A 16,991-nucleotide genomic window follows, 5' to 3' on the forward strand; every position below is an offset into this window, starting at 1 on the left:
GAATGGGACATAAAAAATGCGTGACGTGAAGCTTGAGGATAAATACACCGCCGATACCGGCACGGTACTGATGACCGGGACCCAGGCGCTGGTACGCGTGCCGATGCTGCAGCGCGAGCTGGACCGCCGTGCCGGGCTGAATACGGCGGGTTTCATTTCCGGCTATCGCGGCTCACCCCTGGGCTCGTTCGATCTGGAGCTGTGGCGCGTCAAAAAGCTGCTCGACAGCCATGACATTCTGTTCCAGCCCGGCGTCAACGAAGACCTGGCCGCGACCGCCGTGTGGGGCACCCAGATGCTGGCCTCCACGCCGCTGCCGAACAAGGACGGGGTGTTTGCCATCTGGTATGGCAAGGGGCCTGGGGTCGACCGTTCCGGCGACCCGCTCAAGCATGGCAACGTCTGCGGCACCCACCCTCATGGCGGGGTGCTGGTGGTGGCGGGCGATGACCATTCCGGCAAGTCCTCGACCCTGGCGCACCAGAGTGAAGTGGCGCTGATGCACTGCAATATCCCGGTATTTGCCCCGTCGAATGTCGAGGATGTGATTCGCCTGGGTTTGCTGGGCTTTGCCATGTCGCGCTACACCGGCCTGTATACCGGTTTCAAAATGTGCAACGAAACCCTTGAGCAGACCATGACCCTGGACATCCAGGCGGCGGTGGTCACCCCGGTGCTGCCGCCGTATGGCGAGCTGCCGGCGAAGGGCATCCATAACGTTTCATCGCACATCGACCGCCAACAATCGGAAGTGGTGGTCAAGCGCTACCGTTGGCCGCTGGTGGCAAAATTCGTGCGCGCCAACCGTATCGATCAGGTACGCATCGACGCGCCGCAGCGTTGCCTGGGCATCGTGTCCACCGGCAAGGCGGTGCAGGATGTAATTCAGGCACTGGACATGCTCGGGCTGGATGCCGACAGCGCCGCGGCCCTGGGTATCTCGTTCTACAAATTGGGCTGCATGTACCCGGTGGAGCGCGAGGGCCTGGCCGAATTCGCCGCAGGCCAGCGCGAATTACTGTTTATCGAGGAAAAGGACGGCCTGGTGGAAGCCCAGGCCAAGGCGATCCTTTATGGCCTGCAGGATGCCCCGCTGATCGTCGGCAAACTCGACGAAGACGGGGTGTTCATGATCCCCTCGGACATCCAGCTTGAGCCGATGCAATTGGCGGTGGTGATCGCCGAACGCCTGCGCCGGCTGGGCAAGTTGGACGAGACCCTGGCCGCCACCAGTGCCCACATGAGCCGTGAACTGGCCCGGGTTGACAGCATGGACCCGGCACAAGCCTCACGTTCGCCGTACTTCTGCTCGGGTTGCCCGCACAACACTGGTACGCGTACGGTCGAGGGCAGCATCGCTGCAGGTGGCATCGGCTGCCACGCCATGGCCATGTACAGCGGCCCGGCGATGCTGCCCAACACGCAAATGGGCGGCGAGGGCGGGCACTGGTACAGCCTGGCGCATTTTTCCGATACGCCGCATATCTTCCAGAACATGGGCGACGGCACCTATTACCACTCCGGCTTGCTGGCGGTGCGCGGAGCCGTGGCCGCCAAGGTCAACATGACCTTTCGCATCCTGTTCAATGACGCCGTCGCCATGACCGGTGGCCAACCGGTGGATGGCCCGCTGACCCCCGGCGACATCACGCGCCAGGTCCTTGCCGAAGGCGTGGTGCGCTGCGTCGTGGTCACCGACAGCCCAGCCAGCTACAACAGCCAAAGCGGCCTCGGCGAGGGCGTGAGCGTGCACCATCGCGACACCTATGAAAGCGTGCAAAAAGAGCTGCGGGACGTCAAGGGTGTGACCGTCATCGTCTACGAGCAGACCTGCGCCGCCGAGAAGCGCCGCCGGCGCAAACGCGGCAAATTCCCCAACCCGGCCAAGCGCATGTTTATCAACTCGGACGTGTGCGAGGGCTGTGGCGATTGCTCGGTGCAGTCCAACTGCGTGAGCGTGGGGCCCAAGGAAACCGAAGTGGGGCGCAAGCGCGAGATCGACCAATCCAACTGCAACAAGGACTACAGCTGCGTCAAAGGCTTTTGCCCAAGCTTTATCACCGTGCTGGATGCCGAACCACGCAAGCCGAAGAAGTCCAGTCGGGTGGGCGAGTTGATCCTGGGCCTGCCGGAACCCCGGCAGGTGGCGTTGAGTGGCGCGTTCAACATCATGGTCACGGGTATCGGCGGTACAGGCGTGGTCACGGTCGGCGCCTTGCTGGCGATGGCTGCGCACCTTGAAGGCAAGGCCTGCTCTGTGTTTGACATGACCGGGTTGAGCCAGAAGAACGGCGCGGTGTACAGCCACGTGCGGATTGCCCGCGAGGCATCGCACCTTGGCGCGCAAAAGCTCGGTGTGGGCGAAGCGGACCTGGCGCTGGCCTTCGATGCGGTGGCGGGGTTGGCCAAGGAACCGATCATGACCCTCAATACCCAGCGCACGCACGTGGTGGTCAACCAGCGCGTTACGCCGACGCCGGCCTTTCAGCGCAACCCGGACTTGCACGTGGACAGTCAGCGCCTGGTCGGCCACCTGGCGCAATTGTCCAAGACGCTGCACGGCGTCGACGCCACTGGCCTGGGCCTGGCGTTGATGGGCGATACCATCGCCTCCAACCTGTTCATGCTCGGCTATGCGTGCCAGAGCGGGCTGTTGCCGGTTTCACCGCAGGCGATCGAGCGCGCGGTGGAAATCAACGCCGTGTCGGTCGAATTCAACCAGCAAGCCTTTGCCCTGGGTCGTCTGCAAGCCTGCGACCCGGCGCGCATCGATGCAGCGCTGGCCCAACAGCGTCCGTCCCTGGCGTTCACACCATTGACGGCCCTGGCGGACATTGTTGCGCACCGCACCCGTTTGCTCACCGACTACCAGAACGCCGCCTGGGCCAAGCGCTATCAGCGCCTGGTTGAGGCGGTCGGCATTGCCGAGCAACGGGTGCTGCCCAGCAGTGAGGCACTGACCGTGGCCGTGGCGCGCAACTTTGCCAAGTTGATGACCTACAAGGATGAATACGAGGTGGCGCGCCTGCATAACTCGGCGGCGTTCAAGGCGCAGCTCAAGGAGGCGTTCGAAGACGGTGCGCGTTACCGCTACAACCTGGCGCCGCCGCTGTTTGCCCGGCGCGACCCGCAAACCGGGCACCTTGAAAAACGTGAGTTTGGCCAGTGGATGGGCGCCGTCTTTGGGGTGCTGGCACGCTTCAAAGGCCTGCGCGGCAGCGCCCTGGACGTGTTCGGCTACACCGAGGAACGCAAGATGGAGCGCCGCCTGATCACCCATTACGAACAGCAGATGGTTGCGTTGATCGAGCACCTGACGCCCGTCAACCATTCCATAGCGATTCAGATTGCCTCGTTGCCGGGGCAGATCCGCGGCTTTGGCCACGTCAAAGAGGCGAATGTTGAAAAGGTCCGTGGGCTGGAAGCGCAGTTGCTTACGCAGTTCCACAACCCGTCGGTGGGCCAGCCCATCCAGTTTATTCCGGTGCGCCAGCTCTCGCCGCAGGAGCAGTTAAACCAAGCCGGTTAACCAGAATCGCAGGTGTTGCGCGGTGTCGCGTGGGCAGTCGTGAAGGGCCTGCCTGCGCGCACAAAACTAAAAATGACATCAAATAATAAGTCCAAAAGGATGTGTCATGAATACTAAAACCAAGCGTGGAGCGTTACCGTCTCTGAAGTTCTTGACCCTGGTATTGGCCAATATCGGGGTGATGCATCAGGTTCAGGCGATGGACCTCGATACCGGCGAGAACTGGGACACCAGCCTCAATACCACCTTGCAATACACCATGGGGTGGCGAACCCAGGGGCGTAATGCCGGGGTAGCCAACAACCCGTCCTACGACGAAGGCGATTACAAATTCGACAAGGGCGACATGGTCACCAACCGTGTCAATGCCCTGGTAGAGCTGCAAGGTATCTACCAGCAGAACCTCGGTTATCGGCTGTCGGGCTCGGCCTGGAAAGACTTCGCCTACGACGATCACGTGGAGTCCAACCCGGCGTTTGCCGATATCACCAGCTACAGTAACAGCCGCTATTCCAGCACCACTAAAAAGTACAGCATGCGCGGCGCCGAGTTGCTCGACGCGTTCATGTTCTACAACACCGACATGGACCAGACCCCGGTGTACCTCAAGGCTGGGCGCTTTACCCAGTATTGGGGTAATGCGTTTTTCTTCGGGTTCTCCAACATCGGCTATTCGCAGCACCCGATCGATTACCAGAAGTCGTTCACATCGCCCGGCACCGAGGTCAAGGAGCTGTTCCTGCCACGTACCCAATTGATGGCGACCGCGGACCTCACACCGGAGCTGTCGGTCACCGGCCAGTACTTCCTGGAGTTTCGCCCCAACCGGTTCCCCGAAGGGGGTACTTACCTGGGGCCGTTCGACTTCCTCTATGCGGGGCCGAACCAGGCGCTGTCGTTGGGTGGGCCGTTTGACGCCGGGCATGAAAACAAACCCAAAGACATCAACAATAACTTTGGGGTCAAGGTGTCGTGGTCGCCGGAGTGGGCGCATGGCGACCTCGGTTTCTACTACCGCCAGTTCGACGAGGTGCAGCCGTTGGCGTTGGTCGACCTGTACTCCGGTGGTGGCGGCAGCGTGCATCAGGAGTTCGTGCGAAACGCCAAGCTCTACGGCTTCAGCTACGAGGTCAACCTGGGCCCGGTGAGTACCGGCATGGAACTCTCCTACCGCCAGGACACTGGCCTTGCCAGTGCCTTGCTCAACGGCCAGCCCGATACCCCGTACAACAAGGGCGCCACCGGCGACATCGCCAACTTTATCCTCAACGGCGTGTACACCCTGGGTAAAACCCCGCTGTGGGACACCGGTGCGCTGGTGGCTGAACTCTCGTACACGCGCCTGGTAAAGGTCACTGACAACAAAGAGGTCTACAACGGCATCGGCTATGCCGGCTGCGCAGGCGGCTCCAAAAGCGACGGGTGCGCCACGCGTAATGCACTGGGTGTCGCAGTGTCTTTCGAGCCCCAGTGGTTGCAGGTGTTCCCAAGTATTGACCTGAGCGCACCGATGTCCCTGACCTACGGCGCCAACGGCAACCCGGCCTACAACGGCGGCGCGTTCTACGCCGAAGGCACGCAGATCTATTCAGTAGGCATGCGCGCCACGTACCGCCAAACCCATTCCGCCACCCTGCAATACAACGGTTACCACTGGAACGCCAAGCACAAAGACACCGATTTCGGCGGCGGCATGGCGTACAGCGGTGGCAACGGCGCCATCGGGCTGAATGACAAAGGTTGGATCGAGTTGCAGCTCAAGACGTCCTTTTAAGAGTTCTCGGGAGAATAACAATGAAAAAGCTGAAGAAAATCTATCTGTCCGGCTTGACCCTGGCCATCACGCTGCTTGCGGCGCAGACCGGTTATGCCGCGGTTCCTGCCGAGGAAGCCAAGGTGCTGGGCACGACGTTGACCAAGTTCGGCGCCAGTGCCGGCGCGAGCAAGGACGGTGCGATACCGGCCTATGACGGCGGCTTGAAAACCCCGCCCAAGGTCGGTGCCAACAACTACCCGGACCCGTTCGCCGGCGAGAAACCGCTGTACACCATCCAGCAATCGAACATGGCCCAATACAAGGACCAACTGGGCCCGGGCAGCATTGCGTTGCTGGAGCGTTTCCCTGACTACAAGATCGACGTGTATCCGACGCATCGCACCATGGCATACCCGGACTGGTTCCTGGACAACACCGTGAAAAACGCCACCACCGCCACCGTCGGCGGAGCCGTCGAGGGTGACAAGGTCGCGGGCGCCGCAGCCGATGGCCTGCCGTACCAGGGCATTCCTTTCCCGGTACCGAAGACCGGCTACGAGGTGCTGTGGAATCACTTCTTCCGCTACGCGCCACCGATCTCGCGCCTGCGCTCCAGCAACTGGCTGGTAGACAGCAACGGCAGCCAGAACCCACTGCCCGGGATCGACGCGGCTTACCTGCACCCCTGGTCGGAAAAGACCGGCGAACTGCGCAAGAAAACCTTCGATTCGATGTTCGGCTTCTGGACCACGCTGTTCTCGCCACCGACCTCGGCGGGCACCCAGTTCCTCAACTACTACCTGCCCGATGCCACCGATATTTCCAAGGTCTGGTTCTACACCCCGGGGCAGCGCCGCGTGCGTCGCGCGCCGGAGTTCACCTACGACACGCCGATGGGCAGCTACGCCGGGGTGATTGTCTGGGATGAACCGTTCGGCTTCGTCGGGCGCATGGACCGCTTCAACATGAAGTTGATCGGCAAAAAGGAAATGATCGTTCCCTACAACGTATTCGGCGTGACCAACCAGAGCACCTCCACGGAAATTCTCGGCAAGCAGTTCATCAAGCCGCAATACATGCGCTGGGAAAAACGCAACGTGTGGGTAGTGGAAGCTGACCGCAAGCCGGATGCACGGCACGCCTACAGCAAGCGCAACTTGTATGTCGAAGAAGACTGCTGGTGCCTGGTCGGTACAGAGTCCTACGACGATGGCGGCAAGATCTGGCGCGTATCGCAGATCCTCAACTTCCCAACCTGGGACATCGGCGGCATGAACAGCGACACCTGGATGTTCCAGGACTTGCGTAAAGGCAACTACATCATCATCAACGCCGGTCGTACCGAACCGGGCAACTACGTCAGAAGTTTCGGCAGCGACGAGAAGCTCAACCTCCCGCTCAACCCCAAGGCGCTGCAGAGTTCCAGCGCCCGCTAGCGGCCGGCAACCCGCAGGGTGACAAGCCCTGCGGGCGTGCCTGAAGGTGACAGATGATGAACCCATTCAATGCAATCAAGCTTCGGGCGGGCTGCTTCGCCACGGGGCTGCTATGTGCCACGTTGACGCTACCGGCCGGTGCGGCATTCCTCGACCCCCTGGACCTGCCAGCCAGGCCTATGGAAAACCTGCAATCGCGCCCGCTACAGGCGGTGGCCAAGGCGGGCGAGCGGTTGGTCGCGGTCGGTTTGCGCGGCCTGATCATGACTTCCGACGACCACGGTGAAACGTGGCAGCAAAGCGCGGTGCCGGTGCAGGACGACTTGGTTGCGGTACGGTTTCCGACCGCCACCGACGGTTGGGTTGTGGGGCACGATGGCGTGATCCTGCACAGCCAGGACGCCGGGCAAACCTGGGAGAAACAGTTCGACGGCCGCGCGGCCAAAGACCTTTTCACCCGTCATTACCAGCCCCTGGCCGATAGCGGCGATGCCGATGCCCAAGCGGCGCTGGCGTTGATCGAGCGCAATTACAAAGTCGGCCCGGCCTTGCCGTTGCTCGACCTGTGGTTTGAAGACGCGCAGCAAGGCTATGCGGTGGGCTCGTTCGGCATGTTGCTGAAGACGCTTGACGGCGGCCGCACCTGGCTGCCGTGGCTGGAACACATCGACAACCCGGACGTGCTCAATTTGAACGCGATCATCGGTATCAATGGCCAGCTGTACATCGCCGCCGAGAGCGGCACGGTGTATCGCCTCAACCGCGCCACCCAGCGCTTTGACACGCTTGCCACGGGTTACGACGGCAGCTTTTTCGGCCTGGCTTGCCAGGGCCAGACGGTATTGGCGTTTGGTCTGGTGGGGACGGTGTATCGCAGTGAGGACCAGGGAGACACCTGGGCACCGCTGGACACACCCTCCGAGGCGATTATTACCGCCGGTTTGGCGTTGCCCGACGGCCAGCAGTTCGTGCTGGTCAACGCCGCAGGGGACCTGCTGACGGGCAACCAGCAGGGGCCGGCAATGGCCCTGCACAAGACCGCAAGGCCTGCGCGCTACACCGGCATCCTGGCGCTGGGCGACGGCCGCTTCCTGATGAGCAGCCTGGAAGGTATCCGCACCGAGACGCCGTCTGACTCGACGGCGCAACGGTAACTTCACGTGAATCGATTTGGAATGCACAGCTGATGGCACACTCTCCCGGTCAAAGCGACGGCATGCCGATTACGTCCAATCTCAAGGATTTCGACACGGCCTCCGGAACGCGCACTGAGCGCCTGATCTTCAACCATCGGCGGCTGCTGATCGCCATTTGTATCCTGCTGACCCTGGGCCTGGGCTTTTTGTCGGCGCGGCTGCAAGTCAAGGCCAGCTTTGAAGACATGATGCCGCAGTCCCATCCCTTCGTTAAAAACTACCTTGAACACGCCAGTTCGCTGCGCAGCCTGGGCAACTCGGTGCGCATTGTCGTCACCAACCGTGACGGCGACATTTACGACCCGGCGTACCTGCAAACCCTGCGCGAGATCAACGACAAGGTTTACCTGTACCCCGGCGTCGACCGCGCGTTCGTCAAGTCGCTATGGATGCCGGTGGTGCGCTGGAACGAAATCACCGCCGATGGCTTCCAGGGCGGCCCGGTGATGCCCATCGGTTTCGACGGCTCGGCGGCCAGCGTAGAAGCGCTGCGGTTCAACGTGCGGCGCTCGGGCATTACCGGCTCGCTGGTGGGCAATGACCAGAAGTCCTCGATGATTTTCCTGCCGTTGATCGACAAGGATGCGGTCACGGGCGAAGCCTTCGACTACAAGGCTTTTCGCGACCAGATCGAAACCCTGCGCGGTGACTTCAAACAGCGTGGCGTGGATATCCAGGTGATCGGTTTTGCGCAATTGATCGGCGATTTGATCGACGGGCTCAACCAGGTGTTGGTGTACTTCCTGATCGCCGCTGTCACCGCGACCCTGTTTATCCTGTTCTACACCCGCTGCTGGCGCAGTACCTTGCTGGTGACCGGGTGCTCCATCGTCGCGGTGGTCTGGCAGATGGGCTTGATGCAAGCCTTCGGTTTTGTGCTCGACCCGTATTCGATCCTGGTGCCCTTCCTGATCTTTGCCATCGGCGTTTCCCACGGTGCGCAAAAGATGAACGGGGTGATGCAGGACATCGGGCGTGGTACCCACAAATACATCGCCGCGCGCTTCACCTTCCGGCGCCTGTTCCTGGCCGGGATGACCGCGCTGCTGGCCGATGCCGTGGGGTTTGCAGTACTGGCGGTAATTGATATTCCGGTGATCCGTGGCCTGGCGGCAGCAGCCAGTATTGGTGTGGCTGTGCTGATCTTCACCAACCTGATTCTGTTGCCGGTGTTGCTGTCGTTCACCGGCGTCAGTGCCGCCTCGGCGGCGCGCAGCCAGCGCCGGCTGGAGGGTACGCACCCATTACTGGTGTGGCTCAGCAGGTTTGCCGACAAGCGCCGCGCGGTATGGGTGATCGTGGCGACGGTGGTACTTACGGCGGGCGGCTGGATGGTCGCACTCAACATCAAGATCGGCGACCTCGACCCCGGCGCACCGGAGCTGCGCGCCGACTCGACCTATAACAAGGACAACGCCTACATCAGCGGCCACTACCAACTGTCCAGCGATCAGTTCGCGGTCATCGTGGCCACGCCGCCCCAAGGCCTGATCAACTATGAAACCCTGTTGGAAATGGACCGTTTGGAGCAGGTCCTGCGGGACTTGCCCGGGGTGCAAACCACTGTGTCGGCGGCCACCCTGGCGCGGGCCTACACCAAGGTGGGCTTCGAAGGTTCATTGAAGTGGGAAAGCATCAACCGCGACCCGTTTGTGTTGCAGGACGCGATGAACCTGGTGTCTGCCACCAGCCCGGAGATGTTCAACGACGCCCGTTCGGTGGCGCCGATCATCGCGTTTCTCAGCGATCACAAGGCCGAGACCCTGACCCGGGTGGTCACCGCCGTCGAGGCGTTTGCCAAGGCGCATAACACCGACGAGCGCCAGTTCCTGTTGGCAGCCGGCACCTCGGGCATTGATGCCGCGACCAACATTGCGGTGGAACACGCCAACCGCACGATGTTGTTGTACGTGTACGCAGCGGTGATCCTGTTGTGCTTCATCACCTTTCGCAGCTGGCGCGCGGTGATCGTCGCGGTGGTGCCACTGGTGGTCACCACCATCCTGTGTGAAGCGCTGATGGTGATGCTGGGTATCGGCGTCAAGGTCGCGACCTTGCCGGTGACGGCGCTGGGGGTCGGGATCGGCGTGGACTATTCGTTGTACCTGCTGACCATCCACCTCTATCACCAGCGACAGGGCGCCTCGATTCGGGAAGCCTACCTCGCCGCGCTGTCCTCCACCGGCAAGGTCGTGGCCTTGATCGGTGTAACGCTGTCGGCCGGGGTCATCACCTGGGCCTGGTCACCGATCAAGTTCCAGGCCGACATGGGCATCCTGCTGGCGTTCATGTTCCTGTGGAACATGCTCGGTGCGCTGATCCTGGTACCGAGCCTGGCCGCGTTTCTGTTGCCGCAGTCGCCGATGACCCGCCAAGGCGGGCAAACCGATCAAACCGATGTGCTCAAGACTCAGGCCAGGCGCCCGCCGCCCATGCCGGCGCAGGCGGCCCGCAAGCCGCCCGGCGTGCGGGCGGGCTAAGGCACAGCCAGTACCAATCACCCCAACAATAATCACAAAAGGGCAGGGCGCGTGATGCACGACACTATCTTGCGAGACACCACTGTATTCCGGGTCTGGCGCCTTTGCGCCTGGGCCGGGCCGGTTTATCTGGTCGGGCTGGTTGCCTTCTGGGGGCTGCTCGCCGGCTTCCTGCCGGCGCCACCGCAGTATTTGAATGCGCAGCAGATCAGCGAGTTTTTCCTGGCCAATAACCTGAAGATCCGTGCCGGCATGGTCGGCACCTTGTTTGTTGCACCGCTGTATTACGTGTGGAGTCTGGTGATTTCCGCCGTGATCAAAAAGATCGAAGGCCCCGACGGCTTGCTGGCGCAGCTGGAGTTCGTCGGCGGTATTGCAACGGCCTTCGTCACCCTGGGGTTTTCGATCATGTGGTTGACCGCCAGTGTGCGAACCAGCCTGCGTTCGCCCCAGGACATACAGCTGTTGAGCGACATGGGCTGGTTCATCTTCGACACCACGATCATGGTCACCGCGATCCAGATGTGCGCCTTCGGTGGGGCCATTTTCATGGACCGGCGCACGCAGCCCTTGCTGCCCAAGTGGCTGGGCTGGGCGTCCTTCGCGATTGCCGCGACGTTTATCGCGGCGTACATCATGCCGTTTGTCGAAGACGGGCCTTTTGCCTGGCATGGGTTGATCACCTACTGGGTGGTACTCAGCAGCTTCTTTGCCTGGATGGTACTGACCAGCATTCTGCTGTTTCCGGCCATCCGCCAGGTCGAGCAGGAATCTTTGGCCTAACCCGCAGGTGCCGTGATGAATAGGACCCGTGTATTACCCGGCGTGCCGGGGATCTGGATTTTCATTCTGCTGGACATGCTGTTCTTCAGCGTTCTGTTTTTGGCCTATGGCATGGAAAGGGCCAGGCAACCCCAATTGTTTGCCGCCGCCCAGGCGCAACTGAACGTGGCCCTTGGCCTGTGCAACATGCTGGTGCTGTTGACCAGCTCCTGGCTGGTTGCGCAGGCCGTGCATGCCATTCGCCTGGGGCGCACGCGCGCCGGCAAGCGCCTGTTGGTCGCGGCGCTGTGCTGTGCGCTGGTGTTTGCCGCGGTCAAGCTGGTGGAGTACGGGCAGGAGTTTTCCAGGGGTATCACGCCGCTGACCGACAGCTTCTTCACGTTGTATTTCAGCCTGACATTTTTTCATTTTCTGCATGTCCTGGCGGGTAGCGTGGTGTTGGCCATCCTGGCGCGCAACACCGGCCTGTGTGCCTACGACAGCGGACGAACCTCGGGCCTGGAAACAGGCGCCACCTATTGGCACATGGTCGACCTCATCTGGATCATGCTTTTTCCACTTCTGTACCTGGCGAAGTAACCCATGGAACTGTTCTTCAACCGTCTAGGCGCCGTGTGGCTGGCGCTGATGCTCGCCACGGCGGGCGGCGCCTGGGTTGCCGCGCTGCAGGCCGGTGAACAGTGGGCTCCGGCGGCCATCCTGGGTTTGGCGGCGCTGAAAATCGCGCTGGTCATGCTCTGGTTCATGGAGCTGTTTGGCGCCCCGCGCATTTGGCAAGCGGTGTTCGGTACCTGGTTGCTGGTGGTCAGCGCGTTATTGATCGCCAGTTTCATCCTTATCTGACTTATCTGAAAAACAACAACAGGAGATTCCCATGTTTGATCTCACGGGCAAGAACGCCATCGTCACCGGCGGTGCATCCGGTATCGGCGCCGCCACCGCGCGCCGTTTGCGCCAGGCCGGCGCGCAGGTCTGGATCGCCGACGTTACCCAGGCCAGCGAAGACGGCTGCCATTACCGGCATGTCGATGTGGCCAACGAGGCTGCTATCGCCACGCTGTGTGACGAGGTGATGGACCGCACCGGGCACCTGGATATTTACGTGAACAACGCGGCGATCTCCAGCGGGCACTTGCTGGCCGACGCGGACCTGGAGCGCTCCGAGCGGTTCTGGCGCGTCAACCAGATGGGCGTGCAAATGGGCATCAAGCACGCCGCGGCGCGCATGACGGCAGGTGGCTCGATCATCAATTTTTCATCGATCACGGCGGTGCGCGGGTTTGCCCAGTGGGGTGAATACGCCGCCACCAAGGGCGCGATCATGGCATTGACGCAAACGGCGGCGGTTGAATACGGCTCGCGCGGTATCCGGGTCAACTGCATCGCGCCCGGCATCATTGAAACGCCGATGGCCATGAGCGAAGCGCCAGATATGGTGCGCAAGAACGCCGCGGTGTTTGCCTTGCTCGGCCGTATCGGCCAGCCCGAAGAGCTGGCCGCCGTGGTGCATTTTCTGGCCAGCGACGACGCCAGCTACATCACCGGGCAGATCCTCTCGGTAGACGGCGGCTGGAGCACGGGCACATCGATCAGGGGGATTGAGCTGGCGTTGGCGACTTGAAGGGTTGAACGTCGAGCCGCATTGCGCGGCTCGACGCCTGGGTCAGCCCTGGATGTAGGCGACCTGGGTGTGGGTGTACTCGTACAGACCGTGCTTGCCATCCGCGCCGCCGATACCGGAACGACGTACACCGGCATGGAAACCCTGGAAGGCCTCGAAGTTCTCACGGTTGACGTAGGTCTCGCCAAATTTCAGCGCACCGATGGCGTGCATCGAGCTGGCCAGGCTGCTGGTGAAGATCGACGAGCTCAGGCCGTACTCGCTGTCATTCGCGCGGGCAATGCCCTCGTCGAGGTCTTCAATGGTGTCGACCATGACCACCGGGCCAAAGATCTCGCGTTGCAGGATATGCATGTCGGCGTGGGTATTGGCGATCACCGTCGGCTTGAAAAAACAGCCGTTATCGCTGTCCAGGCCGCTGCCGCCGGTGAGGATCTGCGCGCCCTTGGCCAATGCGTCATCCACCAGCAGGCCCAGGCGCTCGACGGCAGCGCGGTTGATCACCGGGCCCATTTCGACGGGGCGGCCGCCCAGGGGGTCACCGAACTGAATACTCTCGAACGCCGCCGCGAGTTTTTCGTTGAACTCGGCCTGCACGCCACGCTGTACGTAGACCCGCTCGGTGCAGTTGCAGGCCTGGCCACTGTTCAGGCTTTTAGTGGCCTTCATGGCAGCCACAGCCAGGTCGATGTTGGCATCATCGAGGATGATCGCCGGGGCCTTGCCCCCCAGTTCCAGGTTGACCTTGGTAATGTTGCGCGCGGCGTTGGCCATGATTGCTGCGCCCGCGGCTGAACTGCCGGTGAAGCTGATCATATCCACCAAGGGGTGGGCCACCAGCGCCTGGCCGACACTGGCGCCCACGCCGCCGATCAGGTTGAACACGCCGGCGGGCAATTGCGCCTGTTCGACAATACGCGCGAACTCGTAGGCGCTGTATGGGGTTTCCTCACTGGGCTTGATCACCACCGTATTGCCCGTCAGCAGGGCCGGGGCGACCTTGCGCACCACCATGAACAAGGGGAAATTCCACGGCAGGATGCCGGCCACCACACCCATTGGGCGACGAAACAACAGAATGTTTTCCTTGGGCCGGTCACTGGCGACGATCTCACCCTCAAGCCGTCGCGCCCACTCGGCGTTGTAGTCCAGGTATTCGGCGGCCAGTGCGACCTCAAGCTCCGCCAGCGGCATGACCTTGCCTTGTTCGATGGCGATGACCTGTGCCAGGCGCGGCAGGTTCTCGCGGACCAGTTTGGCCATGCGTCGCAGGTACTGGCCGCGCTCATTGGCGGGCAGGGCGGCCCAACTGTCCTGGGCCGCGCGTGCGGCGCCAACCGCTTCGTCGACCAGCGCCGCATCACCATCGGGAATCGAACCGATCAGGCCTTGGGTCGAGGGGTTGAACACCTCGATACGTTGGCCCGAACCTGGGATAAAACGGCCATTGAGGTAGTGCTGAAAAGTAAATTCAGGGCTTGTCATTTCACGCTCCGAAGCAAAGTGGTTGAGAGTGGCGGGTGATCAGTGGCGGCCAAAAAATGCGGCAGCTTGCCGGCCACGGTGATGTGTTGGCGGTTGATCTCATCGAGGTTGGCACAGCCAAGCAGGGCCAGCGTGCGCGCCGTCTCCTGGCGCAGCAGGCTGAGTACGCGTTGCACACCGGGCTGGCCGAAAGCAGCCAGACCGTAGAGGTAAGGGCGGCCGAGCATGCAGGCGCGGGCGCCCATGGCCAGCGCCTTGACGATATGGCTGCCACGCCGTACGCCGCCGTCGAGGACCACTTCCAGCTGGTCACCCACGGCGTCGACAATGTTGGCGACCAGGTCCACGGTGGCGGCGGTGCCGTCAAGCTGGCGCCCGCCGTGGTTGGAAACGATGATTCCATGCACCCCGGCGGCGGCCGCGTTACGCGCATCGCTGACCGATTGCAGGCCTTTGATCACGAACGGCTTGCCCCAATGCTGCATCAGCCGTTCTACCCGCGCCCAGGTGATGTTCTGTTCCATTTTTGCGGCAAAAAAGCCGCCAGTGTGCCCAGGTCGCCGCCATCGGGCGTGGGTACATTGGGCAGGCTGATCCCGCCACCCACCAGGTAATCCAGGCACCAGTGCGGGCGTTGGGCAAAGGACCAGAGGTTTTTCAGGTTCAGGCGCGGCGGCACGGTGAGACCATGGCGCAAGTCGCGCTCGCGGTTGCCGGCGACGATGGTGTCGACCGTCAGGCAGATCGCATCGAAACCGGCAGCCTTGCAGCGCTCGATCATGTGCAGGTTGAGCCCGTCGTCGTTGAGCAGGTACAGCTGATAAATCTTTGGCCCACTGCAGGCCTGGGCAACGGCTTCGATACTGGTGGTGCCCATGGTCGACAGGCTGTACGCCACACCGGCCCGGGCCGCTTCCCGCGCCACCGCCAACTCGCCGGCAGGGTGAAATACACGCGTCATGCCGGTGGGCGACAACAGCAGTGGCCATTCCAGCGGGCAGCCAAACACGCTGCGGCGCATGTCGACCTTGCGGATATCGTGCAGGTACTGCGGCACCAGGTCGTAGCGGGCAAAAGCCTCGGTATTGGCGCGCAGCGTCAGTTCATCGTCGGCGCCGCCTGCAATGTAGTGGAACAGCGGCGCCGGCAAGCGGCGCCGCGCCGCCGCCGCGAAATCCCCCACGTTGAAGCAGTCTTCAAGTCGGCTCATAGGCCCACCCCCTTGTTGAAGGATGAGGCTTACTGAGCCTTGAAACGTACGCGCAGTTCATGGGGCCCGCGGGCAAAGTAGGAGTCGATCCAATGCACGTCCTTGGACAGCGGCTCCAGCAGGGTCAGGCGCTTGAATACCACCTCCAGTGCTTTGCCGGCTTCCATGCGGCTCAAGTAACTGCCCAGGCAAAAGTGCGGGCCCTGGCCGAACGACATGATCGGCACGCTGACCTTGCGGTCGATATCGAACACCTCGCCATTGGGAAACTTGCTCTCGTCACGATTGGCTGAAGCGAGCAACGGCATGATGGTGGAGCCTTTGGGAATGGCCACGCCTGCCAGCTCGGTGTCTTCGGTGGTATGCCGGAAAATCATCTGCACGGGCGGTTCAAAGCGCAGCACTTCTTCAAGCAGCGCAGGGATCAGGCTCGGGTCGTTGCGCACGCGTCGCTCCACGTCCGGGTAGCGGTGCAGCAGGGTCAACGTGCTGCCCAGCAGGTTGGTGGTGGTTTCCACGCCGCCGATCAGCAACAGCACGGCCATCGACAGCACTTGCACATGGCTGAGTTTCTCACCCTGGACATCGGCCTGGATCAAGGTCGAGATGATGTCGTTGCCAGGCTCGGCGGTGCGCAGGGCGATGATGTCTTCCATGAACGCGCGCAACTGTTCGGAATTGGCCTTGATCTGGGCCAGGCGCGGTGCGTCATAAGCGGCGCGATTGGCGGCGGCCAGGGTGTCGTCGACCCATACCTTGAACTCCGCGCGGCGTTCGGTGGGCACGCCGAGTACTTCGGAAATCACCGTCACCGGGAACAGCGCGCAAAAGTCCCAGACCCAGTCGCATTCACCTTCGTTACCGTGCTTGGCAATGATGTCGTCGATCAACTCATGCGCGATATTGTTCGCGCGTTCCTGCAGCGCCTGGATCTTGCTCGGGGTGAACGCCTTGTTGGCGATCTTGCGCAGGTGGATGTGGTTCGGCGGGTCCATGGAGATCATCGGCGGTACCTCTGGCACCGGGTCAAACTCCCCGAGCAGTGCCGGCCAGAACTGCGCCGAACTGTAGAGTTTGCCGTTCTTGAGCAGTGCATCGACCTCCTCGTAGCTGGCCACTGCGAACGCTTGCATGCCTTCGAGCCACTTCACCGGCTCATCGCGCCGCAACTGGTTGTAGAACGGATAGGGATTCTGTTTGACGTCATGGTCCAGGGGGTCGTAGGTCTTGGTGGCGATATCGCCGTCCTGGACAGCATGTGACTGATTCATGGGTTTCTCCGGCGCTGTGGACTTTTATTCTTATTTCCCGAGAGGTATCCGGGTTCGCCTCTACACGCTATGCCTTCGTTGCCACTTTGCTCAATGGCAATACGCGCCATCGCCGCACTGCCTGTGCCATTCGCTGCGCGAGCGCTGCCAAGGGGTTTGCGGGCGCAAGGACGGCCCAACGATTGTCACGAACCGCCTGCCGCTGGCATTTAAAGCAACGGGCG

13 protein-coding genes are annotated in these 16,991 nt (G+C 61.9%); 9 read left to right on the forward strand and 4 right to left on the reverse strand.

Annotated features, from left to right (window positions below):
- The first annotated feature begins 16 nt into the window (after nt 1-16).
- The 9 genes from RGV33_RS15485 to RGV33_RS15525 all read left to right on the forward strand — a co-directional run bounded on the left by RGV33_RS15485 (nt 17) and on the right by RGV33_RS15525 (nt 12,801).
- On the forward strand, nt 17-3,529 hold the full coding sequence (locus RGV33_RS15485; RefSeq protein WP_322145017.1) for an indolepyruvate ferredoxin oxidoreductase family protein: 3,513 nt from the start codon (nt 17-19) through the stop codon (nt 3,527-3,529).
- Nucleotides 3,530-3,635: 106 nt separating this feature from the next.
- Nucleotides 3,636-5,303, forward strand: a complete 1,668-nt coding sequence (locus RGV33_RS15490) for a DUF1302 domain-containing protein (protein WP_322145018.1) — start codon at nt 3,636-3,638, stop codon at nt 5,301-5,303.
- Nucleotides 5,304-5,323: 20 nt separating this feature from the next.
- Nucleotides 5,324-6,721, forward strand: coding sequence for a DUF1329 domain-containing protein (locus tag RGV33_RS15495; protein WP_322145019.1), 1,398 nt, complete (start codon nt 5,324-5,326; stop codon nt 6,719-6,721).
- A 56-nt stretch (nt 6,722-6,777) separates the two neighbouring features.
- Nucleotides 6,778-7,875 carry a WD40/YVTN/BNR-like repeat-containing protein gene (locus tag RGV33_RS15500; RefSeq protein ID WP_322145020.1) on the forward strand — a complete coding sequence of 366 codons (1,098 nt, stop codon included), beginning with the start codon at nt 6,778-6,780 and terminating at the stop codon, nt 7,873-7,875.
- A gap of 32 nt (nt 7,876-7,907) precedes the next feature.
- Nucleotides 7,908-10,397 (forward strand): efflux RND transporter permease subunit, encoded by a 2,490-nt coding sequence (locus tag RGV33_RS15505; RefSeq protein WP_322145021.1) that lies wholly within the window; start codon nt 7,908-7,910, stop codon nt 10,395-10,397.
- A 54-nt stretch (nt 10,398-10,451) separates the two neighbouring features.
- Nucleotides 10,452-11,180, forward strand: a complete 729-nt coding sequence (locus RGV33_RS15510) for a hypothetical protein (protein WP_322145022.1) — start codon at nt 10,452-10,454, stop codon at nt 11,178-11,180.
- Nucleotides 11,181-11,195: 15 nt separating this feature from the next.
- Nucleotides 11,196-11,759, forward strand: a complete 564-nt coding sequence (locus tag RGV33_RS15515; RefSeq protein WP_322145023.1) for a cytochrome c oxidase subunit 3 family protein — start codon at nt 11,196-11,198, stop codon at nt 11,757-11,759.
- Between the two features lie 3 nt (nt 11,760-11,762).
- On the forward strand, nt 11,763-12,023 hold the full coding sequence (locus tag RGV33_RS15520) for a cytochrome C oxidase subunit IV family protein (RefSeq protein WP_322145024.1): 261 nt from the start codon (nt 11,763-11,765) through the stop codon (nt 12,021-12,023).
- Nucleotides 12,024-12,054: 31 nt separating this feature from the next.
- Nucleotides 12,055-12,801, forward strand: coding sequence for an SDR family NAD(P)-dependent oxidoreductase (locus tag RGV33_RS15525; protein ID WP_322145025.1), 747 nt, complete (start codon nt 12,055-12,057; stop codon nt 12,799-12,801).
- A gap of 42 nt (nt 12,802-12,843) precedes the next feature.
- Here RGV33_RS15525 and aldA read toward each other — a convergent pair whose 3' ends face one another.
- From aldA to RGV33_RS15545, 4 genes are read right to left on the reverse strand one after another with little or no spacing between them, the layout of a single operon-like run.
- A complete protein-coding gene (gene aldA, locus RGV33_RS15530; RefSeq protein ID WP_322145026.1) occupies nt 12,844-14,286 on the reverse strand; it encodes an aldehyde dehydrogenase in 1,443 nt (480 codons plus the stop codon).
- Nucleotides 14,283-14,810, reverse strand: a complete 528-nt coding sequence (locus RGV33_RS15535; protein WP_322145027.1) for an alpha-hydroxy acid oxidase — start codon at nt 14,808-14,810, stop codon at nt 14,283-14,285. Before RGV33_RS15535 ends, aldA begins: the two co-directional genes overlap by 4 nt.
- Complete coding sequence (locus tag RGV33_RS15540; protein ID WP_322145028.1) at nt 14,780-15,496, reverse strand: alpha-hydroxy acid oxidase; 717 nt, start codon at nt 15,494-15,496, stop codon at nt 14,780-14,782. Before RGV33_RS15540 ends, RGV33_RS15535 begins: the two co-directional genes overlap by 31 nt.
- Nucleotides 15,497-15,525: 29 nt before the next feature.
- Nucleotides 15,526-16,767, reverse strand: coding sequence for a cytochrome P450 (locus tag RGV33_RS15545; RefSeq protein ID WP_322145029.1), 1,242 nt, complete (start codon nt 16,765-16,767; stop codon nt 15,526-15,528).
- Nucleotides 16,768-16,991 lie beyond the last annotated feature (224 nt).

It is taken from the genome of Pseudomonas sp. Bout1 (assembly GCF_034314165.1).
Taxonomy (GTDB): Bacteria; Pseudomonadota; Gammaproteobacteria; order Pseudomonadales; family Pseudomonadaceae; genus Aquipseudomonas.